Raw genomic sequence first — 23,821 nt, 5'->3', positions numbered from 1 at the left:
TCTACGTCCGAAACGTGCTCATCGCAAGAACTTCACGGTGTGCTCATGTCTTCTGCTACCTGTCCTTAGTGGCCGACTGCTGCCGGCCTCTCTGTGTGGCTACCGACTCGATCTCTCGGGTCAGTAGATCGGCGTCGACGGTCAACCCGCCGAGCCGAAATGCCCTTGCGAAGGCTCTACGCTGCACCGCTGTCACCAGACATGCCGGTTCGGGATGCAGCCAGGCTCCTCGCCCTGGCATGGTCTTTCGATGGTCGATCACAACAGCCGGGAGACCGTCGTCGGTGCAGACGACCAGCCGAATGAGTTCGGTGGCCGGGCGACACTGTCGACATCCGACGCAGGTACGCATCGGAATTTTCTCGCGGTGGGGCGAAGGATCACTGTGGACCACCGCAAAGTCTACCGTCCTGGGCGCTGCAGATGCCAATGCCACCCTTTCCGGCGAGTTTTCGGTCAGCTCGCACCCGCCGCCGACTCGACGTGGTCGGGATCGGGCTGGGTGTCGCTGCGGATGTCGATACGCCATCCGGTGAGCCTCGCCGCGAGCCGGGCATTCTGCCCTTCCTTGCCGATGGCCAGCGACAACTGGTAGTCGGGAACCACGACACGCGCCGCCTTGGCAGCCAGATCGACCACCGTGACCGAGATGACCTTCGACGGCGAGAGCGCGTTACCGACGAACACCGCGGGATCGTTGTCGTAGTCGATGATGTCGATCTTCTCTCCGGCCAGTTCGCTCATCACGTTGCGGACCCGCTGCCCCATCGGCCCGATGCAGGCGCCCTTGGCGTTGAGCCCGGCGACCCCGGTGTGCACCGCGATCTTCGATCGATGCCCGGCCTCGCGGGCCACGGCGACGATCTCCACCGACCCGTCTTCGATTTCCGGGACCTCGAGCGAGAAGAGTTTGCGGACCAGGTTCGGGTGGGTTCGCGACAACGTGATCTGGAGTCCACGCGCCCCTCGGGTGACGCCCACCACGTAGCACTTGATCCGCTCGCCGTGCACGTACTTCTCTCCCGGCACCTGTTCCGCCGGCGGCAACACACCTTCTTGACCCGTTGCCTCACTGCCGATCCGCACGACCACCATGCCTCGTGCGTTCGCCCGGGCGTCCTGCTGGACCACACCGCCGACGATCTCACCCTCGTGGGTGGAGAACTCGCCGAAGTTCTTGTCGTGCTCGGCATCTCGGAGACGCTGCAGGATGACCTGGCGTGCGGTGGTCGCCGCGATCCGCCCGAATCCCTCTGGTGTGTCGTCCCATTCGGAGATGACGTTGCCGTCCTCGTCACGTTCCTGCGCCATCACCCGCACCTGACCCGACTTGCGGTCCACGTCGATGTACGCGTGGGGTGCAAATCCGTCGGTGTGGCGGTACGCGGTCAGCAGAGCCGACTGGATGGTCTCGATGACGGTGTCGATCGAGATGCCCTTCTCGGCCTCGATCATTCTCAACGCTGCGATATCGATATTCATTTGTTCCCTTTCCGTCTTGCCTCGATCTGTTCGGGATCGAGGCCGCACTTCTCTAGTTCCGCAGGGGACGGTTCACCGAAGTCCACCTGTACGAACGCCTTGCGTACAGCCGCCAGCTCGATCTCCCGGGTGGTCAGTCCCCGGCCGGACTTGATGACCACCGACACGCTGTTCTCGTCGTCGGTTAGTCGCCCCACCCGCCCGGCGACCCGCTCGGGCGGCTCACCGACGAGGTCGACGACAACCTTGCGGCCGGCGGCGCGTCGCCAATGGCGCGCTGCCGTGAGCGGGCGGTCCACGCCCGGCGATGTCACTTCCAACACATAGGTGTTGAATGCGGCAACCGGGTCGGCCGACGTCATGTCGCCGACGGAGTCGTCGGATTCGGCCGGAGCGTCGAGCACTTCGGAGATGGATCTGCTCAGGGCGGCCAGTTCGTCGAGTGTGGCGCCACCATCGCGGTCGACGACCACCTTGACCACGTTCTCCGCACCGGAGGCGGACACCGTCAGTTCCTCGACGTCGTAGCCGTTCTGAGCGGCGATCGGCTCGAGCAGTGCGCTGATCCGGTCGTGGTCGATTGCCCCGGGCATCGGCGTCTCCTCCATGTGCAGTTGTCGGTTCCCAGCATGTCGAGCGGTCGATAGTCGGCCGCATGCCTTCGCATCGGCGATGCGGCGTGTGGCCATCAGCTTAACGCCCCGCGGACACCGTTTCGCCCACCTGCTCGGTCGGCAGGGCACGCGACCCACCGCGAACCGGCAGAGTCTTCCCTTGCCGAGCGCGACTGGCACTATGTGAACCTGTGACGGTCAGTGACATACGAAACTCGATGGACCTGGTGAGGTCCGTGGAACCCTCGGGCTCCACCAGCTGGAGTCCTACGCGACGGGTTTTCCTGCGATCGACGGTTGTGTTGTCGGCGGGTGCGGCCGCGGTGGCGACGGTGGCTGCATGCGGTGACAACGCGGAGGTCACTGCGAAACAGAAGCTCGCCGACCAGCTGCTCCCCCAGGTCGCCTCGGCGAACGCCGATGCAACTGCCGCGACGGCCGCGGTGGCGACCAATCCCGACCGGGCGGCCGCACTGACCGTGATCGCGCAGGAGCGCAGCACGCATGCACGGGCGCTGACCGACGAGATCACCCGTCTCGACAGCGGACGCGCGAAGAGCGCATCGAGTTCCGCGGCGCCGAGTCCGAGCCCGCCGGCCCCACCGACGATCGATCAGTTGCGTGTACAGCTCACCGCCTCCGCCCGGTCGGCCGGTGACCTGGCGGTGCAGACGCAGGGGTATGTCGCCGGCCTCCTCGGGTCGATCAGCGCCGGCACCACAACAGCTGTGGCGGTGCAGCTCTCGTGACCGTGACCACCGACGCCCTCGCGGCGACACTGGATGCAGAGAACGCGACGATCTTCACCTACGGGGTGGTGGCGGCGTACGCGGCCGCGTCCCGCGCACAGACCGTCGCCGAGTTCACCGCCGAACATCGATCACGTCGAGAAGAGTTGACCGCGGCTCTCACCACCGCCGCGGCCGAGGTGCCGGAGGCAGCACCCGGCTACGATCTGCCGCAGCCGATCACCGACCCGGTTTCTGCCCTCACCGTCGCGCTGTCCACCGAAGAGGACTGCACGATCGCCTACCGCGCCCTGCTGGAACGCGCCGAGGACGCCGCCGTACGCGGCCTGGCGCTGGGCGGATTGACCGACAGCGCCCGTCGGGCTGCGACATGGCGTCTGGCGCTACGGATCTCACCGTCGACCGTCGCGTTGCCCGGCAGCACGATCTGAGTCAGCGGCCCGCAAGCAACGTCTCGACCGCCACGTCGGAGGCGACCTCGGTGGCCTCGCCGGTGAAGCGATCCCGGATCTCCACCGTGCCGTTCGCCCAGCCACGACCGACCACCACCACCACGGGCATGCCCAGCAGTTCGGCGTCCTTGAACTTCACTCCGGGCGACGCCTTGCGGTCGTCGATCAACACGGACATGCCGGCTGCATCGAGGTCGGCGGCCAGACCCTGCGCCCCGGCCCACGCCTGTTCGTCCTTGTTCGCGATCACGAGGTGGATGTCGAAGGGCGCCACCGACTTCGGCCACCGCAGACCCTTCTCGTCGTGGTGCTGCTCGGCGATCACGGCGACCATCCGGGACACGCCGACCCCGTAGGAACCCTGGATGAGCCGGACGGGCTTGCCGTTCTCGCCGAGGACGTCCACATCGAATGCATCGGTGTACTTGGTACCCAGCTGGAAGATGTGGCCGATCTCGATCCCCCGGGCGGTCACCAGGGTTCCCAGGCCATCGGGCGACGGATCCCCGTCGCGCACCTCGGCGGCCTCGATCGTGCCGTCGGGCACGAAGTCCCGCCCGACCACCAGGTCCACCACATGCTTGCCCGGCTCGTTCGCGCCGGTGATCCACGCGGTGCCGTCGACGATCCTGGGGTCGACCAGGTAGCGCACACCGTTGTCCTGCAGGGCCTTCGGGCCGATGTAGCCGCGGACCAGGAAGGCGTTGGCAGCAAAATCGGCGTCTGTGATGAGTTCGGGCGCAGCAGGTTCCACAGCTGCTTCGAGCCGCTTCATGTCGACTTCGCGATCCCCGGGCACACCAACCGCGAGCAATTCGGACGTGCCGTCGGGATGGCGCAGCTTCACGACCACGTTCTTGAGCGTGTCCGCCGCAGTGAAGCCGCGATCGGGGAAGGTCTCCTGAGCCCACGCCACGAGCGTGTCGATGGTGGGGGTGTTGCCGGTGTCGTGCACGGTCGCCTCGGGCAGGCCCTCGATGGGGCGCGCCGGCGGTGCCGGGGTGATGACGGCCTCGACGTTGGCCGCATACCCGGATTCGGGGCTGCGGACATAGGTGTCCTCGCCCACCTCGCTCTCGGCGAGGAACTCCTCGGACGCGCTGCCCCCCATCGCGCCGGACGTGGCGGCCACGATGACGTACTTGACCTGGAGCCTGCGGAAAATCGCCTGGTACGCCTCTCGGTGGGCGTCGTAGGACGCCTTCGATCCGTCGGTGTCCAGGTCGAAGGAATATGAGTCCTTCATGATGAACTCGCGGCCGCGAAGGATACCCGCACGCGGGCGTTCTTCGTCGCGATACTTGGTCTGGATCTGGTACAGCGTGACCGGGAGGTCTTTGTAGGACGAGTACTCCCCCTTCACCAGCTGCGCGAACAGCTCCTCGTGTGTCGGTCCGAGCAGCATGTCGGCGCCCTTGCGGTCCTTGAGCCGGAAGAGGGCGGCGCCGTATTCGGTCCAGCGGCCGGTGACCTCGTACGGGTCGCGCGGGAGCAGTGCAGGCAGAGAGATCTCCTGGCCTCCGATGTTGTCCATCTCTTCGCGCACCACGGTCTCCACCTTGCGCAACACCTTCAGGCCCAGGGGCAGCCAGCTGTACACGCCTGGGGCGACCCGACGGACGTAGCCGCCGCGGACCAGCAGCCGGTGGCTGGGTACCTCGGCGTCGGCTGGGTCGTCGCGCAGCGTGCGCAGGAACAGGGTCGACATGCGTGTGATCACGGTGTCACCTTAACGGGGTCTGGACGCCTTCCCGGCGGTGCCCGGTCACGGCTGTGCCGTCGGCGATACGGTGTTGCACTGTGCTGATCGTGTTACCCCCCTCGGAGACCAAGGCCGGAGGCGGCCGCGGCGCTCCACTGGACCTGGACGCGTTGTCGTTGCCCACCCTGACGCCCATCCGCCGCAAGCTGGCCGAGGCCATCGTGTCCCTCGCCGACGACCACGACGCGAGCCGTAAGGCTCTGGGCCTGGGGGCGTCGGCAACGCCCGAGATCGAGCGGAACGCCCAGCTGTGGACGAGTCCGACACGACCGGCGATCGAGCGGTACACCGGTGTGTTGTTCGACGCACTCGACTACCCGTCGCTGAGTCGGGCAGGCAAGACCAAGGCGATCGACCGTCTCGCTGTCGGCTCGGCAATGTTCGGCGTCGTGCGAGCGGGCGACCTGATCCCGGCGTACCGACTGTCCGCGGGGTCGAAAATTCCGGGGTTCAGGACTTTGGCAGCCGAATGGAAACCCGCGCTCCCCGAGGCACTGGCCGCTCTGGGCGAGGATGTGGTCATCGACCTGCGGTCGGGTGGTTACCAGCAACTGGGTCCTGTCCCCGACGCCATCACGGTGACAGTGCTGACCGAGGGACCCGACGGCACACGCACCGTTGTCAGCCACTTCAACAAGCACCACAAGGGTGTGGTGGCCCGCTCGCTGATCCGGTCTCGCAAACAGGTACGCGACATCAACTCGCTGGCGGCAATCGTCGCCGACGGGGGTCAGCGAGCCGAGGTGGCCTCTGAGCGGGAGCTGATCGTCCTCACCGACTGAGCGGTGGACGCAGGGTCAGGCAGTCAGTTCGTTGGGGTCGATGTCGGTGTGAGCGGCCTCCTGAGCCGCTTGCCCCTCTGCGACGTCCTCGGGGGTGAAACGCATGAACATCACCACCACACCGGCAAGGACGGCGATCGCGGCGCAACAGACGAACGCCAGCCCATAACCGCTTGCGAGCGCATCGAGCTCGCCGGCGTCCATCTCTTCCACCGGTCCGGTCACCCCACCCTCGGACAGGGTCCGCGAGGTCACCATCGCCCCGACCGCAACAAGTGCAATCGCTCCACCGAGGTTCTGGGCCACCTGCGCGAGCGCGGTCAGCGGTCCGATCTCGGTGGGCCCGACTCCGGCGACCACAGACAGCGTCAGCGGGATCACCGCCATACCCACGCCGGCGCCGATCACGATCACCGGGATGAAGATGTGCGGCATGTAGGCGGGCGCATCGCGGGCGATCGCGGCAGCGTAGGCGCAGCCCGCGACCACCACCGAACCGCCGGCGATCACCAACCATCGCGGCTGGAAACGCAACGCCAGTTTGGATGCGACGGCCGCCGCGATCCCGAGACCGAACGCGAACGGAACCACGGCCATGCCGCTCTGGATCGGTGAGTACTTGAGAATGCCCTGCAGGTACAGCGAGATGAAGACCGCCATGCACATGATGATGGCGCCCGCCAGCAGGATCGCGACCAGCGCTGCGACGCGGCTGTGGTTGGCGAACAGACTGAACGGCAGGATGGGATTGTCGGCATGACGCTCGACCATCACAAAAGCGATCAGTGCACAGATCCCCAAGATGAGCGGGACCACGACGATCGGACGCAACCAGCCTCCGGGTCCTTCGTTCACCGCGAGCACCACCAGGGAACAGCCGGCGGTGCCGAGCACGGCACCCCGGACGTCGAGCGGCAGGCGCTCACCCTGTGACTCCTGCAGGACAAAGATTGCGCCTATCGCGACCAGCAGACCGATCGGGACGTTGATCAGGAACACCAGCCGCCAGGACAGTTCGGTGAGCACGCCTCCTGCGATCAGACCCGCCACCGAACCGATCCCGGTCATCGCGGCGTAGACCGCAAATGCCTGGTTGCGGGCCTTTCCCGGCGCGAATGTGGTTGCCACCAGGGCCATTGCGGTGGGCGCGGCCACCGCTGCCGAAGCGCCTTGCAGCCCGCGCCCGATGATCAGGCTGAACGGATCCCAGGCGAGTCCGCAGAGCAGAGAAGTGACGGTGAAGGCCGCCACACCCCCGACGAACATCCTCTTGCGTCCGAAAGTGTCGCCGAGCCTTCCGCCGAGCAGCATCAGACCACCGAACGCGAGCACGTACGCGGTGATGATCCATGCTCCGGCGCTGTCGGAGAGCTCCAACGCTGTCTGTATGCGGGGCAGAGCCAGCGCGGCTACCGTGCCGTCGAGCACCACGAGCAGCTGCATACCGCCCAGCACGACGATCTGCGGGCCCCACACGCGGGTCTGTCCGACGTCAGCAGACATGCGTGTCGATGAGGTCATGGGCATCGACGGTACCGCCGCCTGGTCGCCATTTCACAATCAAGCTTGTCACGGTCCGGTCGCGGGAGTCCCGGTGCTGCCGGTTTCCGCGTCGAACCCGGCGACCGGACCGATCACCACGATCGCGGGTGGGCGAACGTTCTGGGAGCGTGCGTCCGCGGCCGCCGCAGCAAGCGTCGAGCGCACGACCCGCTGGCTGCTGAGTGTGGCGTTCTCGATGATCGCGACGGGGGTCGCCTCGTCCCGCCCGCCTTTCAGCAGCGCCGCGGTGAACACGTCGAGTCGCTCGACGGCCATCATCAGCACGATGGTGCCGCGCATCTTCGCCAGTGCAGGCCATTCGACGAGGGAGTCGGGATGATCGGGCGGGATGTGACCGGAGACCACCACCACCTCGTGGGTCATCCCCCGGTGCGTCACCGGGATGCCGGCGGCCGACGGACCGGCGATGGCGCTGGTGATCCCGGGGACCACCGTCACCGGCACACCCGCGGCCACACATGCCGCGAGTTCTTCGAATCCCCGGCCGTAGACGTACGGATCCCCGCCCTTGAAGCGGACCACGAACTTGCCTGCCTTGGCGCGGTCGATGAGGACCTCGTTGATCGACTCCTGCTTCATCGCCCGTCCGTAGGGGACCTTCGCGGCATCGATGATCTCCACGTGCGGTCCCAGCTCGGCGAGCAGCGCCGGCGGCGCGAGGCGATCGGCGACGACCACATCGGCAGCGGCGAGCAACCGCCGACCACGCACCGTGATCAGATCCGGGTCACCCGGACCACCTCCGACGAGCGCGACACCGGGTGGCTGTGAACCGTGCGCAGCCGCCTCCAGACCGGCAGCGCCCAACTCGCCGCCGCCCAGCGCCTGACCGATCGCTGTCCTGACCGCGGCAGACCGTCGATGGTCCCCACCGGCCAGCACTCCGATGCTCAGGTGGTCGTGCCGCAACGACGCAGGGGTCACGGCGGTACCGTGCCGCGCATCGTCGGCGCGAACACAGAAGATGCGCCGTGATTCGGCTTCAGCCACCACCGCGGCGTTGACCTCGGGATCGTCGGTGCACGCGAGCGCGTACCAGGCATCTGCGAGATCGCCGTCGCGGTATTCCCTCAGCGACAACGTGATGCCCGGGAACGATTCGACGGTCGGGGTCGCCTCTGGGGCGATGACGTGGATGTCCGCGCCGCTGTGGGCGAGGGTGCCCAATCGTCTCTGCACCACCGAACCCGCACCGATGATCACCACCCGACGCCCGGACAAACTGAGCCCCACCAGGTAGTGATCGGCCTGCTGGCCTTCGAGTTCCTTGTCCGACATGCGATAAACCGTACCCAGCGCACTTCGTGTGCACGGTTGGCACCTAGGGCGTCACGCTCGTCAGTACTGCGAAACGCTCTCGAACGCGGTTCTCGCCGCCCGCACCAGGCGCGCGACGACCTCCGGCCTACCTGCCGGATGAGTGTGTAGATACGACGCGTGCACGTTGCCCTGTACCCAACCCTCGATGTGGGCCACCCCATCGCGCCGCCACCCCCAGGCGCTCGGCTTCGAGCCGTCGAGAGCCGTGATGGTGGTGCGGTGGAACTCGTGCCCCGGCATCCGGGAACCGGCATCGAACAGCACCGAGTCCGTCAGGGCGACGGCGTCTCGGTAGCCGAGTGTCAGTGTCTTGCCGAAGGTTCCGCGCAAGGGGAGCACTCCGGCCATCACATGATCATCAAGGCTCTGGGCCAGGTACAGCAGTCCCGCGCATTCGGCGTGGATGGGGATCCCGGATCGTGCGACTGTGCGCAGCTGGGTCAGCAGCCGCCGGTTGGCGGCAAGCGCGGCGGCATGTTCCTCGGGGAATCCACCACCGATGACAACACCCGAGCACCCATCGGGTAACAGGTCGGTGAGGGGGTCGAACGGCACCACCGACGCGCCGGCGGCGGCCAGGAGCTCGGAGTGTTCGGCGTACCCGAATGTGAAGGCCGCACCGGACGCGAGCGCGATGACCGGCCTGCTGTCGCCTGACACAGATTCGTCGACCCCGACCTCCGATTCCGGTGACCACATCGGGCCGACGGCACCCGCTCCGATGTCGGCAGCGGCGACGAGGGCGGCCAGATCGACTGCACCGCCGATCAATTCGGTCATGGCATCAATCGCGGCGACCGCTTCGGGCCCGCGTTCGGCAGCGGGTATCAAGCCCAGGTGGCGCGAGGGCACGGCCATTTTCGCATTGCGGGGAACGGCGCCGAACACCTCGAGCCCGGCGCGGGCACAGGCTTGGCGAAGCACGAATTCGTGACGGGGGGAACCAACCCGGTTGAGGATCACACCCCGGATGTCGATGCCTGGATCGAAGCTGACGAACCCGTGCAGGATCGCGGCGAGGCTCTGACTGTGTCCGGATGCGTCGATCACCAATACCACCGGCGCACCGAGTAGAGATGCGACCTGAGCGGTGGATCCGGGCGCGATCGCCGGCATGTGGTCTTCGGTGATGCGGCCATCGAACAACCCCATGACGCCTTCGACGACGGCGAGGTCGCAGCCAGCGGATCCGGCTCGATACAGCGGACCGATGCGGTCCTCGCCGACGAGCACGGGGTCGAGATTGCGGCCCGGCCGGCCCGCCGCCAGTCCGTGGTAACCGGGGTCGATGTAGTCGGGGCCGACCTTGAAGGGCGCCACCCGGTGCCCGGCCCGGGCCAGAGCGCCGATCAAACCCGTTGTGACAGTGGTCTTACCGCTTCCGGATGCCGGAGCGGCGATGACGAGTGCCGGTGGAGCCGTCACCATTCGATCCCCTTCTGACCCTTACGACCGGCATCCATCGGGTGTCTGGTCTTGACCATCTCCGTGACCAGGTCGGCAGCGTCGACCAGCGCGGCCGGAGCGCGACGACCGGTGATCACCACGTGCTGCTTGCCTTCCCTGGACCTCAGCACCTCGATGACGTCGTCGACGTCCACCCACCCCCAGTTGAGTGGATAGGTGAACTCGTCGAGGACATAGAACTCGTGGGTCCTCTCGAGGATGCGGCGCCGGATCTCGAGCCACCCCTGGGCAGCCTGCTCGGCGTGGTCGGACTCCTTGCCCGAGTGGCGGATCCACGACCAGCCCTCGCCCATCTTGTGCCACTGCACCGGACCACCCTGGCCTGTCTGGGCGTGGAGCTCACCGAGCGCAGTCAGTGCGGACTCTTCGCCGACCTTCCACTTGGCACTCTTGACGAACTGGAACACGCCGATGTCGAGGCCGGCATTCCAGGCACGCATGGCCATCCCGAATGCTGCCGTGGACTTGCCCTTGCCGTCACCGGTGTGAACAGCCAGCACCGGCTGGTTACGGCGCGCTCGGGTGGTCAGACCGTCGTCGGGGATGACCGATGGAACTCCCTGTGGCACAGCTCTACCTCTCTCGGTGTGGTGGTCTGTGAGTGTCTCGGCGTCTACACATCCGTGCTCATGCAGCCGCGCGGATGACGCCCGCGACACCACCGGCGGTGAGGTCGGCGAGTTGCACACACTGACCGCCGAGGCCGTGGGCGAGCGACGCCGCAAGCCCGAGACGGATCATGCCGTGCTCACAGTCGATCACGATGGATGTGGTCCCGTCGCGACGGAGCCGGTCAGCCGCCGCCGCGGCCCTGGGCAAGGCGCCCGCTCCGGCTGTCGCCCGGCCATCGGTGAGTACCACCACCAGTGGGCGTCGATGAGGCTCTTTGAATGCGTTCCGGCGGATCACCTCGCGGGCCGTGAGCAGGCCTTCGGCCAGCGGCGTGCGTCCGCCGGTGCGCAGACCGGTCAGCCTCCGTACTGCGGCGTCCACGGACCGGGTCGGCGGAACCGCGACCTCTGCGCCGTCACCGCGCACCGTCACCACGGCGACACGATCACGTCGCTGGTAGGAATCGCGCAGCATGGACACCACTGCGCCAGACACTGCGTCCAGGCGCTTACGTGCCGCCATCGATCCCGACAGGTCGAGGACAAAGACCACCAAGTTGCCTTCTCTGCCGCGGCGCAACGCACCCCGGACGTCTTGCGGTAGTACCTGAAGTCGCGTGTTGCCCCGCTCGAGGTGGCCTTCCGCAGCGGCCAGAACCGTGCCGATCAGGTGCACGCCACTTCCGCCTTCGGTGACCGCTCGAACTGCCTGCCCCCGTACGCTCAGCGATTGCGAACGTCGACCCGGCTCCCCGGCGCCAACACCCACGGCACTGATCGGTTTGACCTTGCCCGACGCACGGGTCGGCGAGAATCCGCCGCTCGGCGGCGTCGCTCCCCCACCCTTCGAGCCGTCCGGACCTGGGTCGTCGGGATCGGGGTCGGTGTCCGCCGGATCGCCGGGCGGCGGTGGCTCGGGCTCTGGCCCGGGCGCTTGTTCTTCCGAGTTCTGACTGTCCGGCTGGTGCGACTGCTCGTCCGCCTTCTGCAGGGCGTCGTCGAGTTGGTCCTCGGTGAGACCGGGCTCATCAAAGGGGTCGCGGCGACGTCGGTGCGGCAACGCGAGTTCCACCGCACGCCGGACGTCGATGTCCTCGACAAGGTCGGATCCACGCCATGCGGCGTGGGCCCGGGCCGCACGGGCGACCACGAGATCACCGCGCAGACCGTCCACCTGGAGTTCCATGCAGATCGCCGCGATGCGTCGGAGTTGGGCCGGCGGCAGCCGCACCGATCCGAGCACCAAGCGTGCCCGCGCGATGGCTGCGGCGACCTCGGCGTCCTGGTCGGTGAACTGTGCCGCGAACCCTGCCGGGTCGTCTTCGTACGCAAGTCGGCGTTCCATCACCTGGACGCGCGTCGCGATCTCCTGCGGCGCGGCCACATCCACCGCCAGTCCGAATCGATCCAGCAGCTGCGGGCGGAGCTCACCCTCTTCGGGGTTCATCGTCCCCACGAGGACAAAACGGGCCGCTTGCGTGTGCGAGACGCCGTCACGCTCGATGACCACCCGGCCCGTCGCCGCTGCGTCCAGCAGCACGTCGACAAGGTGGTCGGCGAGCAGGTTGACCTCGTCGATGTAGAGCACTCCCCCGTCGGCATTCGCCAACAGCCCTGGCGTGAAGGCTTTTTCACCCTCGGACAGAATTTTCTGCAGGTCGAGTGAACCGACCACCCGATCCTCGGTGGCACCGATCGGCAATTCCACCACCGATGCTCCGGTGTCGTCGCGAGCAGGCAGCAGCGGACCGAGCGCCCTCACCACGGTGGTCTTGGCCGTGCCCTTTTCACCCCGGATCAGCACGCCACCGATCGACGGCGCGATGGCGGCGAGGATGAGCGCCAGCTTGAGCTGTTCTTGTCCGACAACCGCACTGAACGGAAAGGGGAGGTCCAGCCCGGCATTGCTGCCGTGCCCAGGCCCCCCGTCCAAGGCTGTCTCTCGGGAGAGCGGATCCTTCACACCGTCAGCGATGTCCGCCGCCACGAACCATCGGCACATGTGGGACGCCGTCGAGCAGATGCTCCTCGCCGTCGACGACGAAACCGTGCTTGGCGTACATGTCGATGAGGTAGGTCTGCGCATGAATACGGCAGAGGTCCGAACCGACGTCTGCCAGAGCCGTCTGCAGCAGCCGGGTTGTGTGGCCCTGACCTCGGTGCGCGCGGTCGGTGCACAGGCGGCCGATCCGGTAGGACTTGCCGCCTTCGTGCTCTTCGAGCAGTCGCAGGGTGCTGATGATCTCGCCGTCTTCTTCGAGCCACAGATGCCTCGTGTCCGGATCGAGGTCGCGCCCGTCGAGGTCGAGATACGGGCACGACTGCTCGACGACGAACACCTCCACTCGCAGCTGCAGGATCTTGTAGAGGGTCGACATCTCGATGTCTTGGGCCCAGCTGCGGTGCAGGTTCGCGGTGGCGGTCATATGCAAGTGCCTATCACACGGTGCTCGGTGTCGCCAGATGAGCGCCACGCTCATTCGGCGTCGTCTCGACCGTGTTCTGCAGTCCGAGAACCTTGGACGTGTGGTCCCAGATCTGCTCGAAGAGACGGGGATTGTCGTTCAGTTTGTGGCCCAGCGAAGGGATCATGTCGGACAGCTGCGGCTGCCACGCCTCGTAGTGCTTCGGGAAGCAACGCTGCAAGACATCGAGCATCGCCGGGACGGCGGTGGAGGCACCGGGCGACGCGCCCAGCAAGCCTGCGATGCTGCCGTCCTCGGCCGCGATGACAGCGGTCCCGAACTCGAGCACACCGCCGCGCCCCTGCTTGCGGATGACCTGCACGCGCTGGCCGGCGACGATGAGCTCCCAGTCTTCCCCCTGCGCCCTCGGCACGAACTCGGCCAGCGTCTCGACCCGATCCGCCGGTCCGGCGGCGAGCTCGCTGATCAGGTACTTCAGCAAGCCGAACTCTTTCGGCGCGATCGACATCATCGGCAGGAGGTTGCCCGGTTTGATCGAGGCGGGCAGATCGGTGATCTTGCCCTCCTTGAGGAACTTGGGCGACCACCCGGCATACGGTCCAAAGAGCAGTCCTGCTTTGCCGTTGATCACGCGGGTGTCGAGGTGGGGCACCGACATCGGCGGCGCACCGACAGCTGCCTTGCCGTACACCTTCGCGCCGTGGTCGTCGATCAGATCGGGGTTGGTGCAGCGGAAGAACGCGCCGCTCACGGGGAAGCCGCCGAATCCCTTCGCTTCCTTGATTCCCGACTTCTGCAGTAGATGCAGCGCGCCGCCGCCCGCACCGATGAAGACGAAACCTGCTTTGACCGTGCTGGTTTCCTTGGTCCGGAGGTTCTTGACCTTCAGGATCCAGGTGCCGTCGGATTGCTTCTTCAGGTTTGTCACCGCGTGCCCGAAGTTCACCGTGCCGGCGTGGCCGATGTAGCCGAGCAACTGCTGGGTGAGAGCGCCGAAATCCACGTCGGTTCCGCCGTCGAACCAGTTGAGTGCTACCGGATCCGCGAAGTCGCGGCCTGCCGACATCAGCGGCAGACGCTTGGTGAACTCCACGGGGTCGGTGATGTACTCCATCCCCTTGAACAGGGTCTCGCCCGCCAGCTTGTCGTACCGCTTACGCAGGTAGTCGATGTTGGACTCACCGTGCACGAAGCTCACGTGCGGGATCGGGTTGATGAACTCCTCGGGGCGCCGCAGCACACCCGCTTCCACCGAGTTCGCCCAGAACTGGCGCGAGACCTGGAACTGCTCGTTGATGTGCAGAGCCTTGGTGATGTCGACCTCGCCGTCAGCTGTCTGCGGCGTGTAATTCAATTCACAGAGCGCGGAGTGACCGGTACCGGCGTTGTTCCACGGATCGCTGCTCTCGGCGGCCGCCGCGTCGAGGCGCTCGAACACACTGATCGACCAGTCCGGCTGCAGCCGGTGGATCAACGCGCCCAGCGTGGCGCTCATGATTCCTGCGCCCACCAGCACGATGTCGGTTGTGATGACTCCGCCGTCGCGCGGGTTTGCTGACTCAGACACTCCAGCTCAACTTCCTGATTCGGCGAACTTTCGGATGTGTTCCATTGTCTCTCATGCGGGTGCGGTCATTGCAACGCGGTCGGCAGTTGCCTCGGGCACACTCCCCGTGGCGGCGCGCACATCTACAGTGAACGATTGTGGCCCCTTCCCGCTGGCAGCCCGATGTACTCGGCCCCGACTTCTCGGCATCGACCTTCGACCTCGGCATCGACCCCGACGGTGAAGGTGAGATAACCGCCACCCTCGTCCGCCACGAACCGACCGGTCCGGTGACCGGCGCGGTGCTGTACGTCCACGGCTTCACCGACTACTTCTTCCAACGACCTCTCGCCGAGTTCTTCGCTCAGCGCGGGTATGCCTTCTACGCGTTGGATCTGCGCAAGTGCGGACGTTCGCAACGACCGGGGCAGACACCTCATCACATCACCGACCTGGCCGCCTACGACTTCGAGCTCGACCTCGCCGTCGCGGAGATCAACGCCGGCACCGACGGGGTTCCGCTCCTGGTGGCCGCGCACTCCACCGGTGGCCTGATCACCGCCCTGTGGCTCGATCGGCTGCGAGCACTCGACAGGCCGCGGGAGCTTGATCCCCTGGTTTCGGCACGCCCACGCGGGCTGGTGCTGAACTCGCCGTGGTTCGACCTGCAAGGCGCTCCGATCCTGCGCACGGCCGGGACCGCGCTGATCAACGGCGTCGCCCGGGTACGCCCCCTGGCCGCCATACCCCGCAACATCTCCGGCGCCTACGGCGAGAGTCTGCACCACAGCGTGCACGGCGAGTGGGAGTACGACCTCCATTACAAACCCTTACAGGGTTATCCGGTCACGTTCGGTTTCCTCAGCGCGGTACGTCAGGGACAGGCCAGATTGCACCGCGGACTCGACATCGGCGTTCCCTCGCTGGTGCTGCACTCGACCGAGACGACCCTCAGCGGGCCCGAGGCCGACGGCAGTGTCGCAGACATCGACTCGGCAGACGGAGTCCTCGACGTCCGTCAGATCGCCAAGTGGTCGGGTTGCCTCGGTGGCCGGGTGAGCGTCGTCCCCGTCGAGGGCGCCCGCCACGACGTCTTCCTGTCGCGCACCGGGGTACGCGACACCGCCTACTCCGAACTCGACCACTGGCTCTCGAGCAACAACGACCGGATACGAGGTGTCATCCATGGCTGAATCGACAACGAACAACGGCCATCCACACGTGCACGAGGTGGACCTGGCGATCATCGGTTCGGGAACCGGCAACTCGATCCCCGACGAGAGGTTCGCCGATCAGGAGATCGCGATCTTCGAGGAGAGCATCTACGGCGGAACCTGCCTCAACGTCGGCTGCATCCCCACCAAGATGTTCGTGTACGCCGCGGAGATCGCCCAGACCATCCGGGAGGGCGAACGTCTCGGCGTCACGGGCTCGGTGGAGAAGGTCGACTGGCCGGGCATCGTCGATCGCGTCTTCGGGCGGATCGATCCGATCTCGGCGGGCGGTAAACGCTACCGCGTCGAGGACTGCACCAACATCACCGTCTACACCAGTCACGTGGAGTTCGACGGGGTCACCGACAACGGCCGGTATCGGCTGCGCACCGCTGCCGGAGACGAGGTCGTCGCCACCAAGGTGGTGCTGGCCGCCGGATCGAGGCCGGCCATCCCGGACGTGGTCGCCGAGAGCGGGGTCAACTTCCACACCAACGAAGACGTGATGCGTCTACCCGAGCTCCCCAGGCACCTGATCATCATCGGCAGCGGCTACATCGCGGCAGAGTTCGCCCACGTGTTCGGCGCATTGGGTTCGAAGGTGTCGATCATCGCCCGCAGCAACGCTCTCCTGCGCGCGCAGGACGCCGACATCTCCCGCAGGTTCACCGAAATCGCCTCGGCCGCATGGGATGTGCACTTCGAGTCCGCGATCCACAGTGTCGAGCAGGAGGATTCCGGCGACGTCCGGGTGCAGCTCGCCGACGACACCGTCATCACCGGAGATGCCCTCTTGGTCGCTGTCGGCCGGATCCCCAACGGCGACAGGCTGGCACTGGACACGATCGGCGTCGACATCGACTCCGAGGGCCGCGTCTGCCGGGACGCCTACGGGCGCACCGCGGCCCGGAACGTGTGGGCTGTCGGCGACGTCACCTCGAAGTACCAGCTCAAGCACGTCGCCAACCACGAAGGTCGGGTGGTGCAGGCCAACCTCCTGCGCGATTGGGACGGCACCGAACTCGAATCCTTCGACCACCGGTTCGTACCGGCTGCGGTGTTCACCCACCCGCAGATCGCGTCGGTCGGATTGACCGAGGACGAGGCAGTGCAGGCCGGCCTCGACATCACCGTCAAGGTGCAGAACTACGGCGATGTGGCGTACGGCTGGGCGATGGAGGACCTCACCGGTCTGTGCAAGGTGATCGCCGAGAAAGGCACCGGGCGCATCTTGGGCGCACACATCATCGGCCCGCAGGCGCCGTCGGTCATCCAACCTGTCATCCAGGCCATGTCGTTCGGTCTCGACGTCAAGAACATGGCCCGCGGTCAGTACTGGATCCACCCCGCCATGCCCGAAGTCCTCGAGAACGCGCTCCTCGGCCTCGAGGTCTGAGGGGACCGGGCCTGTGCCGGGTCCACCGGACGGGGAGGATCACCACACGGCTGAACGCAACGCGACCTCGCTCGCGAGCGCAGCCGCCGCGTTCTGCGGCACCCAGTGATCGACGCCTTCGAGGGCAGCGAACCGGTAGTCGGAGTAGACGTATCGTCCACTCCCCTCTGCCTGCTCGCGCCCCAGCGCGAAATCCTGGTCGCCCCAGAGCATCGTCGTGGGGGCTTCGATCGGCGGGCACGACAGGTGCGCCTTGATGTCGCCGGTGAAGTTCGCGCGGTACCAATTCAGCGCCGCTGTCAGCGCGGGACGCTCGGTGAGGGGCAGCACGCTGTCGTCGGGGACCAGCTCTCGCAGCATCTTCGCGTCGTCGGCGAGCATGGTGTCCTCGGCGTCGGGTTTGACGAAGTCGAGGATGTACGACGACCGTTCACGCTGATCGCTCGCGGCCAGGGACGTCGAGATCGCCGATGGGTGGCCCACGCTGACCGCGACGAGTCCGGTCACCCGATCCGGATGGTGGCCGGCCAGATGCCACGCCACGAGCGACCCGAAGTCGTGTCCGACCACCATCGTGTACCCGATGCCCAGAGCGTCGAGGATGCCGATGGCGTCGGAGGCCAGGTGCCGCAGTTCGTAGGCTGCGACATCGTCGGGCCGGGCTCCGGGGCTGTAGCCGCGCTGGTCCGGAACGATGGTACGCAGGCCCGAATCGTGCAGCCGTCCGACGACGCCGTCGAAACAGGCTCCGGTGGTGGGAAATCCGTGCAGCAACAGCACTGACGGCGCCTTCTCCGGCCCACCGATCCTGACGTCGAACTGCAGGTCGCCCACGGTGAGGGTGCGGTGTTCGATACTCACCCGGTCAGCCTACGTGTCCGGGTACGACGATCGGGTCAAGTCAGCGTGGCCGTGAGCGTCGGCAACCCCGGCTTCGGCCCAGCGGTGACCACGTCGGCGATGAACTCCATGTCGAGTTCGGTCTCCACCAGGTCGGCGATCAGATCGAGCTGCGACATCCTCGCCTGTTCGAACGACACCTCCCCGGGTACGAACCCGGAACGTCCGACGTGGCCGGCCACCCGGCGGAGATAGTCACGACGGAATCCGTCCGATGCCAGCACCCCGTGCCAGTGGGTGCCCACAACAACTCCACGCACACTGCCCTCGCCGCCCGCCTCCGCATCGATCAGCAGTCCGTCATCTCCGGAAGCGACCACCCGCCCGTGGTGAATCTCATACCCGGTCACCGGATGTCCCCATGCCGTGCCGTTCACCTGCCGGAGCACCTTGTGCTCGCCGAAGACGACGTCGAGGGCGAGGATCCCCAGGCCCGCGACTTCTCCCACGTGACCTTCCACGTCGTCGGTGATGGATCTGCCCAGCATCTGATAGCCGCCGCAGATCCCCAGGACAGGCCGTCCGGTTCTGGCGCGGGTGATCAACGCCGAGTCGATTCCCCTGGCACGCAACCACTTCAGATCAGACACCGTTGCCTTGCTGCCGGGGATCACCACCAGATCGGCCACGGCAACGCTCGCAGGGTCGTCCACCCAGCGCACGTCGACTCCCGGCTCGCACGCCAGCGCCTCGACGTCGGTGGAGTTGGATATCCGGGGCAGGCGTATCGCCGCCACCGACAACCGGTCCGTGCCCACAGCCGGAGCAGATCGCCCCACGGGGTGCCCGACCACGCTGGCAAGCGAGTCCTCGGCGTCGAGCCACAGACCCTCCGCGAACGGGATCACGCCGATGGTCGGCCGGCCGGTGAGGGCGTGGAGTTGTTCGAGACCCGGCTCCAATATCGATCGGTCGCCGCGGAACTTGTTGACCACAAAACCTGCGATGCGCGCCTGGTCGGCCGCTTCGAGCGACGCCAGCGTTCCGAGCAGATGAGCCAGCACACCACCGCGATCGATGTCGCCGACCACGATCACCGGCAGGTCGCCCATCTCGGCGAGACCCATGTTGGCGATGTCGGACGCACGGAGGTTGATTTCGGCGGGTGACCCCGCACCCTCACAGATCACGACATCGAAATCGTCGCGCAGTGAACGCAATTCGTCCCCCACGACGCCGGCCAGAGCAGCTCTGCGACTGTGGTAGTCCACGGCACCGACGAACCCGTCTGCCTGTCCACGGACCACAACCTGCGAGCGCCGGTCGCTACCGGGCTTGAGCAGAACCGGGTTGAAACGCACCGACGGCGCCAGCCCGCAGGCCGCGGCCTGCATTGCCTGTGCTCGCCCGATCTCACCCCCGTCGAGCGTGACCACCGAGTTGTTCGACATGTTCTGCGCCTTGAACGGCGCCACCGACACACCCGAACGATGAAGCGCACGACACAGCCCGGCGACGATCAGACTCTTACCGGCGTCGGAACTGGTGCCCGCGACCAGCAGGGCGCCCTTCATCGACGGAGGTCCGGGTGCGCCACAGGTCAGGCGTCCGGCAGGGTCAAGATCTCCGCCCCGGTGTCGGTGACCACCAGGGTGTGCTCGAACTGCGCGGTCCATTTGCGGTCTGCCGTGGCGACGGTCCAGCCGTCGTCCCAGATCTCGTATTCGAGGGCGCCGAGATTGATCATCGGCTCGATGGTGAACACCATCCCGGGTTCGATCAGCGTTTCGACGTTGGGCTGGTCGTAATGCAGGATCACCAGACCGTTGTGGAACGTCTCACCGATCCCGTGGCCGGTGAAGTCGCGGACCACGTTGTAGCCGAAGCGGTTTGCGTACGATTCGATGACCCGCCCGATCACGTTCAGTTCCCGGCCCGGACGCACCGCCTTGATCGCCCTGTTCGTCGCCTCGCGGGTGCGGTCGACGAGATCGACCACCTCTTGGGCGACATCGCCGGCGAGGAAGGTGGCATTGGTGTCGCCGTGCACCCCATCGATGTATGCCGTGACATCGATGTTGACGATGTCGCCGTCCTCGATGACGGTCGAGTCCGGGATCCCGTGGCAGATCACCTCGTTGAGCGAGGTGCAGCAGGACTTGGGAAAACCCTTGTAGCCCAGCGTCGAAGGGTACGCACCGTGGTCGATCATGTACGCGTGGGCGATCCGGTCCAGCTCATCCGTGGTGACCCCGGGTGCCACCGCTTTACCCGCCTCGGCCAGAGCGTTGGCCGCGATCTTGCTCGCGACCCGCATCTTCTCGATGGTCTCGGGTGTCTGAACCCACGGCTCGTGACCTTCGTTCACCGTCGACTTCCACACGTACTCGGGGCGCGGGATGAACGACGGCACGGACAGGGTGGGCGAGATCTCGCCGGGGGTCAGGGCGGCACGAACTGGCATGTATCCAGCCTAACCCGCGGCTGTCCCCCGCACGATCACAGCCGTATCGCCCTAAGTAAGGTAAGGCTCACACTGTGCTGGGATGGAGTGCGACGATGGTCAAGAACCGGTCTTCCGGTGGAAGAACTGCGCCGGTCGTCGCAGCGCTGATCATGATCATCGGCGTGCTGATGGGAGCTTGTTCCACCGCGCCGATCACCGACTCGGCGAACAGTTCGACGGCGCAGGACAACATCTTGCGGTCCGGTCCGCAGACCGCCGCGCTCGAAGGCCCGGACGTCGAGCCGATTGCCGACAGTCCCGTCCCGATGTTGCCGGTGACCGTGGATTCGGTGGGCGGCGGACGGGTCACCGTCGTCGACGCGAGCCGCATCATCGCGATCGATCGCTCGGGCACCCTGGCGAACATCGTGTTCTCCCTCGGGCTGGGTGAACGAGTGGTCGCACGTGACCGGTCCACCGTCATCCCCGAGGCGGGGCAGCTTCCTCTGATCACCGACAGTGGGCACTCGGTGAACATCGAAGCGGTCCTGGCCGCCGATCCCAGCGTGGTGCTCATCGACGAGTCGGTGAATCCGCCGGGGACCATCGATCAACTGCGCGCTGCAGGGATCACGGTCGTGGTGTTCGCCAAGGACCGCACCATCGCCTCGACCGGCCCGCTCATCACTGCGGTCGCCGAAGCGCTGGGCGTGCCCGATCAGGGCCGGGCCCTCGCCGCCCGCACCGACGCGGAGATCGAGGCGGCACGGGCATCGGTGCCCGAACGGGCGCATGGGTCGAAGATGGCGTTTCTGTACCTGCGCGGTGAGAGGTTCAAGCTCCTGGCAGGACCCGGCTCGGGCGCCGACGATCTGATCGAGGCGATCGGTGGTGTCGATGCCGGAACCGCGGCCGGGTTGACCTCCTCGTTCACCACCGTCGACGCGGAGGCGATGATCAACGCCGATCCCGCGGTCATCCTGGTGATGACGCAAGGAGCAGAATCGGTTGGAGGAATCGACAAGGTGCTGCAGTTGCCGGGCCTGGCCCAGACCGACGCGGGCCGCAATCGGCGTGTGGTGCAGATGGACCAGGCCGAGATCCTCACCTTCGGCCCCGACACCGGGCGGGTGCTCGCGGCACTGGCCGAAGCGATCTACGTGTGAAGGCACTTCGCGAGCAGATCCTGACCGTCGGCAGCGCCAAACGGGTTGTCCTCTCCCGCAATGCCCTCGTGATCGCCCTCATGCTGGCGCTGCTTGTCGTCTTGGTCGGCTGCTCGGCTGCCAGTGGCCAGGTGTACATCCCGCCTGCCGAGGTGTTCGGATCGGTGATGCATCACCTGGGCCTCGACATCGGGCCGATGCCGAGCTCCCCCAATGGGGAAGAAACCTTGTGGACCGTACGGTTTCCCCGCATCGTGATGGGTCTGCTCGTCGGGGCGACACTCGCCTGCGCAGGCTGTCTGCTCCAGGGCGTCCTGGCCAACCCACTCGCCGAGCCCGGTGTCATCGGGGTGTCGGCCGGCGCCGCGGTCGGCGCCTGCCTGGCCATCGTGTCGGGCGGGATCTGGGCGAGTGTGTGGGGGCTGGCCGGCGCCGCCTTCATCAGCGCACTGATCACGGTGGCCGTGGTCTACACCCTGTCGATGCGAGATGGATCGTCGTCGCCGATCATGTTGATACTCATCGGCATTGCCGTCAACGCGTTCGCCTCGGGCATCATCGCCTTCCTGACCTTCCTCGCCGACACCAACGACCGCGAACAGATCGTCTTCTGGCAGCTGGGGTCGCTCCAAGGTGTCGGCTGGCGTCCGGTGTGGGTGGTGCTGCCGGTGGCGACTGCGGCCATCGCCGTGAGCCTGCTGCTGGTCCGCAGGCTGGATCTGTTGTCGCTGGGCGAAATTCAGGCCGCTGCCCTGGGCGTCAGGGTGGAAACGGTTCGGCGCATCGCCATTCTGCTGGTCGCGGTGCTCACCGCTGCTGCCGTCGCTTTCACCGGGATCGTGATGTTCGTCGGATTGGTTGTCCCCCACCTCATGCGGTTGATCGTCGGGCCGCGGCACGTGATCCTGCTTCCCGCCAGCGTCATCGGCGGGGCGATCGTCGTGTGCGCCGCCGATCTGGGCGCTCGGACGCTGATGACCGGCGCCGATCTTCCGCTGGGGATGCTCACGTCCCTGATCGGTGGGCCGGTGTTCTTCCTGCTGCTGCGTCGCAGCCGTCATACCGGAGTCGGCTGGTGACGAAGTTGACGCCCGGGCAGGCTCTCGTCGCACGCGACGTGCACGTCGCCATCGGTGGCCGCCCCATCGTGACCGACGTGGACCTCGAACTCGGTACGGGCGAGATTGTTGCGCTGGTGGGCCCGAACGGCTGTGGAAAGTCGACACTGTTGTCGGGCCTGGCGGGTCTGCGTCCCCTTGCCGCGGGGTCGGTCACCGTGGCGGGGGCTGACCTCGGGTCACTGTCCCCTGTCGAGCTGGCGCGACGGCGAGCCCTGGTGACGCAGTCGCACCGTGAAGACAACCCATTCCTGGTGCACGAAGTGGTGGAGATGGGCCGTTTTCCCTGGTCCAGGACCGAACGGGCGGCGCAGTCCGCAGCCGTGGTGGAAGCGGCACTGACGCAATGCGATCTGCTGCAGGTGCGCGATCGGCCATTCAGCCAACTGTCCGGTGGGCAGCAGGCCCGGGTTGCGCTGGCTCGCGCACTGGCTCAGCAGACACCCATCCTGATGCTCGACGAACCGACCGCGGCCTTGGACATCCATCACCAGGAACGTTTGCTGACGATACTGAGCGAACGGCGCCATGACGGCGGCGCGGTCCTGATCGTGGTGCACGACCTGTCGCTTGCGGCGGCGTATGCGGACCGGGTGCTGGTGATGAAGGGCGGCACGATGGTGGCCGCCGGGCCGACACGCGAGGTGATGACTGCCGAACTGCTCAGTGAGGTCTATGAACATCCGGTGCTGACATGGATTCACCCTGACACCGGCCAGTTCCTTGTGGTCCCGGATCGAACTGCCCCGGGTCGGGCCACCTTGGGTCGAACAAACGGATCGGCGGGGTACCCCCCTCCAGTGCCCCGCCGATCCGATTAGGAATCTGACGAGAGCTTCTCAGTTTTGGTTCCACCCCGTGCCGGAA

At 66.5% G+C, this 23,821-nt stretch carries 22 protein-coding genes; 8 read left to right on the top strand and 14 right to left on the bottom strand.

The window, feature by feature from the left end:
* Window positions 1-55: 55 nt before the first annotated feature.
* The 3 genes from ACVWY6_RS19915 to rimP all read right to left on the bottom strand — a co-directional run bounded on the left by ACVWY6_RS19915 (window position 56) and on the right by rimP (window position 2,075).
* A complete protein-coding gene (locus tag ACVWY6_RS19915) occupies window positions 56-352 on the bottom strand; it encodes a YlxR family protein (protein WP_457540457.1) in 297 nt (98 codons plus the stop codon).
* A gap of 104 nt (window positions 353-456) precedes the next feature.
* Entirely contained in the window at window positions 457-1,482 is a 1,026-nt protein-coding gene (gene nusA, locus ACVWY6_RS19910; protein ID WP_457540455.1) for a transcription termination factor NusA, read from the bottom strand.
* The gene (gene rimP, locus ACVWY6_RS19905) at window positions 1,479-2,075 is read right to left on the bottom strand and encodes a ribosome maturation factor RimP (RefSeq protein WP_457540453.1); all 597 of its coding nucleotides are present in this window, start codon (window positions 2,073-2,075) and stop codon (window positions 1,479-1,481) included. The genes nusA and rimP overlap by 4 nt, the downstream gene beginning before the upstream one ends.
* Window positions 2,076-2,314: 239 nt before the next feature.
* On the opposite strand from rimP, the gene ACVWY6_RS19900 reads away from it, so the two are divergent.
* Window positions 2,315-2,845 (top strand): hypothetical protein, encoded by a 531-nt coding sequence (locus ACVWY6_RS19900; RefSeq protein ID WP_457540452.1) that lies wholly within the window; start codon window positions 2,315-2,317, stop codon window positions 2,843-2,845.
* Complete coding sequence (locus tag ACVWY6_RS19895) at window positions 2,842-3,276, top strand: ferritin-like domain-containing protein (RefSeq protein WP_023963902.1); 435 nt, start codon at window positions 2,842-2,844, stop codon at window positions 3,274-3,276. Before ACVWY6_RS19900 ends, ACVWY6_RS19895 begins: the two co-directional genes overlap by 4 nt.
* Window position 3,277: 1 nt before the next feature.
* Here the strand turns inward: ACVWY6_RS19895 and ACVWY6_RS19890 are convergent, their stop codons facing one another.
* Window positions 3,278-5,017, bottom strand: coding sequence for a proline--tRNA ligase (locus ACVWY6_RS19890; RefSeq protein WP_457540450.1), 1,740 nt, complete (start codon window positions 5,015-5,017; stop codon window positions 3,278-3,280).
* A gap of 80 nt (window positions 5,018-5,097) precedes the next feature.
* On the opposite strand from ACVWY6_RS19890, the gene yaaA reads away from it, so the two are divergent.
* Complete coding sequence (gene yaaA / locus ACVWY6_RS19885) at window positions 5,098-5,841, top strand: peroxide stress protein YaaA (RefSeq protein WP_457540447.1); 744 nt, start codon at window positions 5,098-5,100, stop codon at window positions 5,839-5,841.
* Between the two features lie 15 nt (window positions 5,842-5,856).
* Here yaaA and ACVWY6_RS19880 read toward each other — a convergent pair whose 3' ends face one another.
* The 7 genes from ACVWY6_RS19880 to mqo are packed head-to-tail and all read right to left on the bottom strand — an operon-like array spanning window position 5,857 to window position 14,795.
* Window positions 5,857-7,362, bottom strand: coding sequence for an MFS transporter (locus ACVWY6_RS19880; protein ID WP_457540446.1), 1,506 nt, complete (start codon window positions 7,360-7,362; stop codon window positions 5,857-5,859).
* A 48-nt stretch (window positions 7,363-7,410) separates the two neighbouring features.
* The gene (gene cobA, locus ACVWY6_RS19875; RefSeq protein ID WP_023963905.1) at window positions 7,411-8,682 is read right to left on the bottom strand and encodes a uroporphyrinogen-III C-methyltransferase; all 1,272 of its coding nucleotides are present in this window, start codon (window positions 8,680-8,682) and stop codon (window positions 7,411-7,413) included.
* 60 nt (window positions 8,683-8,742) lie between these two features.
* Window positions 8,743-10,152 carry a cobyrinate a,c-diamide synthase gene (locus ACVWY6_RS19870; protein WP_457540444.1) on the bottom strand — a complete coding sequence of 470 codons (1,410 nt, stop codon included), beginning with the start codon at window positions 10,150-10,152 and terminating at the stop codon, window positions 8,743-8,745.
* A complete protein-coding gene (gene cobO, locus ACVWY6_RS19865) occupies window positions 10,146-10,760 on the bottom strand; it encodes a cob(I)yrinic acid a,c-diamide adenosyltransferase (RefSeq protein WP_457540443.1) in 615 nt (204 codons plus the stop codon). Before cobO ends, ACVWY6_RS19870 begins: the two co-directional genes overlap by 7 nt.
* A gap of 58 nt (window positions 10,761-10,818) precedes the next feature.
* Entirely contained in the window at window positions 10,819-12,735 is a 1,917-nt protein-coding gene (locus ACVWY6_RS19860) for a VWA domain-containing protein (protein ID WP_457541155.1), read from the bottom strand.
* Between the two features lie 34 nt (window positions 12,736-12,769).
* Window positions 12,770-13,228 carry a GNAT family N-acetyltransferase gene (locus ACVWY6_RS19855; RefSeq protein ID WP_457540441.1) on the bottom strand — a complete coding sequence of 153 codons (459 nt, stop codon included), beginning with the start codon at window positions 13,226-13,228 and terminating at the stop codon, window positions 12,770-12,772.
* 13 nt (window positions 13,229-13,241) lie between these two features.
* On the bottom strand, window positions 13,242-14,795 hold the full coding sequence (gene mqo, locus ACVWY6_RS19850; protein WP_400730532.1) for a malate dehydrogenase (quinone): 1,554 nt from the start codon (window positions 14,793-14,795) through the stop codon (window positions 13,242-13,244).
* 137 nt (window positions 14,796-14,932) lie between these two features.
* Here mqo and ACVWY6_RS19845 point away from each other — a divergent pair, with 137 nt between their 5' ends.
* Window positions 14,933-15,967, top strand: coding sequence for an alpha/beta hydrolase (locus ACVWY6_RS19845; RefSeq protein ID WP_457540439.1), 1,035 nt, complete (start codon window positions 14,933-14,935; stop codon window positions 15,965-15,967).
* The gene (gene mtr, locus ACVWY6_RS19840; RefSeq protein WP_457540437.1) at window positions 15,960-17,384 is read left to right on the top strand and encodes a mycothione reductase; all 1,425 of its coding nucleotides are present in this window, start codon (window positions 15,960-15,962) and stop codon (window positions 17,382-17,384) included. The genes ACVWY6_RS19845 and mtr overlap by 8 nt, the downstream gene beginning before the upstream one ends.
* Before the next feature lie 39 nt (window positions 17,385-17,423).
* Here mtr and ACVWY6_RS19835 read toward each other — a convergent pair whose 3' ends face one another.
* Genes ACVWY6_RS19835 through map form a run of 3 tightly spaced genes read right to left on the bottom strand, consistent with a single transcriptional unit; the run spans window position 17,424 to window position 20,688 of the window.
* Window positions 17,424-18,245 (bottom strand): alpha/beta fold hydrolase, encoded by an 822-nt coding sequence (locus tag ACVWY6_RS19835; RefSeq protein WP_062797799.1) that lies wholly within the window; start codon window positions 18,243-18,245, stop codon window positions 17,424-17,426.
* Window positions 18,246-18,280: 35 nt separating this feature from the next.
* Window positions 18,281-19,798 carry a cobyric acid synthase gene (locus ACVWY6_RS19830; protein WP_457540435.1) on the bottom strand — a complete coding sequence of 506 codons (1,518 nt, stop codon included), beginning with the start codon at window positions 19,796-19,798 and terminating at the stop codon, window positions 18,281-18,283.
* Window positions 19,799-19,824: 26 nt separating this feature from the next.
* Window positions 19,825-20,688, bottom strand: coding sequence for a type I methionyl aminopeptidase (map, locus tag ACVWY6_RS19825; protein ID WP_457540434.1), 864 nt, complete (start codon window positions 20,686-20,688; stop codon window positions 19,825-19,827).
* 95 nt (window positions 20,689-20,783) lie between these two features.
* Here map and ACVWY6_RS19820 point away from each other — a divergent pair, with 95 nt between their 5' ends.
* From ACVWY6_RS19820 to ACVWY6_RS19810, 3 genes are all read left to right on the top strand, one after another.
* The gene (locus ACVWY6_RS19820) at window positions 20,784-21,836 is read left to right on the top strand and encodes a heme/hemin ABC transporter substrate-binding protein (protein WP_457540433.1); all 1,053 of its coding nucleotides are present in this window, start codon (window positions 20,784-20,786) and stop codon (window positions 21,834-21,836) included.
* A gap of 80 nt (window positions 21,837-21,916) precedes the next feature.
* Window positions 21,917-22,915 (top strand): FecCD family ABC transporter permease, encoded by a 999-nt coding sequence (locus tag ACVWY6_RS19815; RefSeq protein WP_457541153.1) that lies wholly within the window; start codon window positions 21,917-21,919, stop codon window positions 22,913-22,915.
* Window positions 22,912-23,775, top strand: a complete 864-nt coding sequence (locus tag ACVWY6_RS19810) for a heme ABC transporter ATP-binding protein (protein WP_457540432.1) — start codon at window positions 22,912-22,914, stop codon at window positions 23,773-23,775. Before ACVWY6_RS19815 ends, ACVWY6_RS19810 begins: the two co-directional genes overlap by 4 nt.
* The last annotated feature ends 46 nt before the right edge of the window (window positions 23,776-23,821 follow it).

The sequence above is a fragment of the Williamsia sp. R60 genome, assembly GCF_054063855.1.
Note: the sequence above shows the minus strand (reverse complement) of the source record. Positions and strands in the feature narration are given on the sequence as shown.

Excerpts from the sequence above, each read along its gene's own strand:
- ACVWY6_RS19815 (WP_457541153.1), top strand. The coding sequence starts at position 21,917 with ATGCTGGCGCTGCTTGTCGTCTTGGTCGGCTGCTCGGCTGCCAGTGGC.
- rimP (WP_457540453.1), bottom strand. The coding sequence starts at position 2,075 with ATGCCCGGGGCAATCGACCACGACCGGATCAGCGCACTGCTCGAGCCG.
- ACVWY6_RS19915 (WP_457540457.1), bottom strand. The coding sequence starts at position 352 with ATGCGTACCTGCGTCGGATGTCGACAGTGTCGCCCGGCCACCGAACTC.
- ACVWY6_RS19900 (WP_457540452.1), top strand. The coding sequence starts at position 2,315 with ATGGACCTGGTGAGGTCCGTGGAACCCTCGGGCTCCACCAGCTGGAGT.
- cobA (WP_023963905.1), bottom strand. The coding sequence starts at position 8,682 with ATGTCGGACAAGGAACTCGAAGGCCAGCAGGCCGATCACTACCTGGTG.
- nusA (WP_457540455.1), bottom strand. The coding sequence starts at position 1,482 with ATGAATATCGATATCGCAGCGTTGAGAATGATCGAGGCCGAGAAGGGC.
- ACVWY6_RS19870 (WP_457540444.1), bottom strand. The coding sequence starts at position 10,152 with ATGGTGACGGCTCCACCGGCACTCGTCATCGCCGCTCCGGCATCCGGA.
- ACVWY6_RS19880 (WP_457540446.1), bottom strand. The coding sequence starts at position 7,362 with ATGACCTCATCGACACGCATGTCTGCTGACGTCGGACAGACCCGCGTG.
- ACVWY6_RS19820 (WP_457540433.1), top strand. The coding sequence starts at position 20,784 with ATGGTCAAGAACCGGTCTTCCGGTGGAAGAACTGCGCCGGTCGTCGCA.
- mtr (WP_457540437.1), top strand. The coding sequence starts at position 15,960 with ATGGCTGAATCGACAACGAACAACGGCCATCCACACGTGCACGAGGTG.
- map (WP_457540434.1), bottom strand. The coding sequence starts at position 20,688 with ATGCCAGTTCGTGCCGCCCTGACCCCCGGCGAGATCTCGCCCACCCTG.
- ACVWY6_RS19830 (WP_457540435.1), bottom strand. The coding sequence starts at position 19,798 with ATGAAGGGCGCCCTGCTGGTCGCGGGCACCAGTTCCGACGCCGGTAAG.
- ACVWY6_RS19855 (WP_457540441.1), bottom strand. The coding sequence starts at position 13,228 with ATGACCGCCACCGCGAACCTGCACCGCAGCTGGGCCCAAGACATCGAG.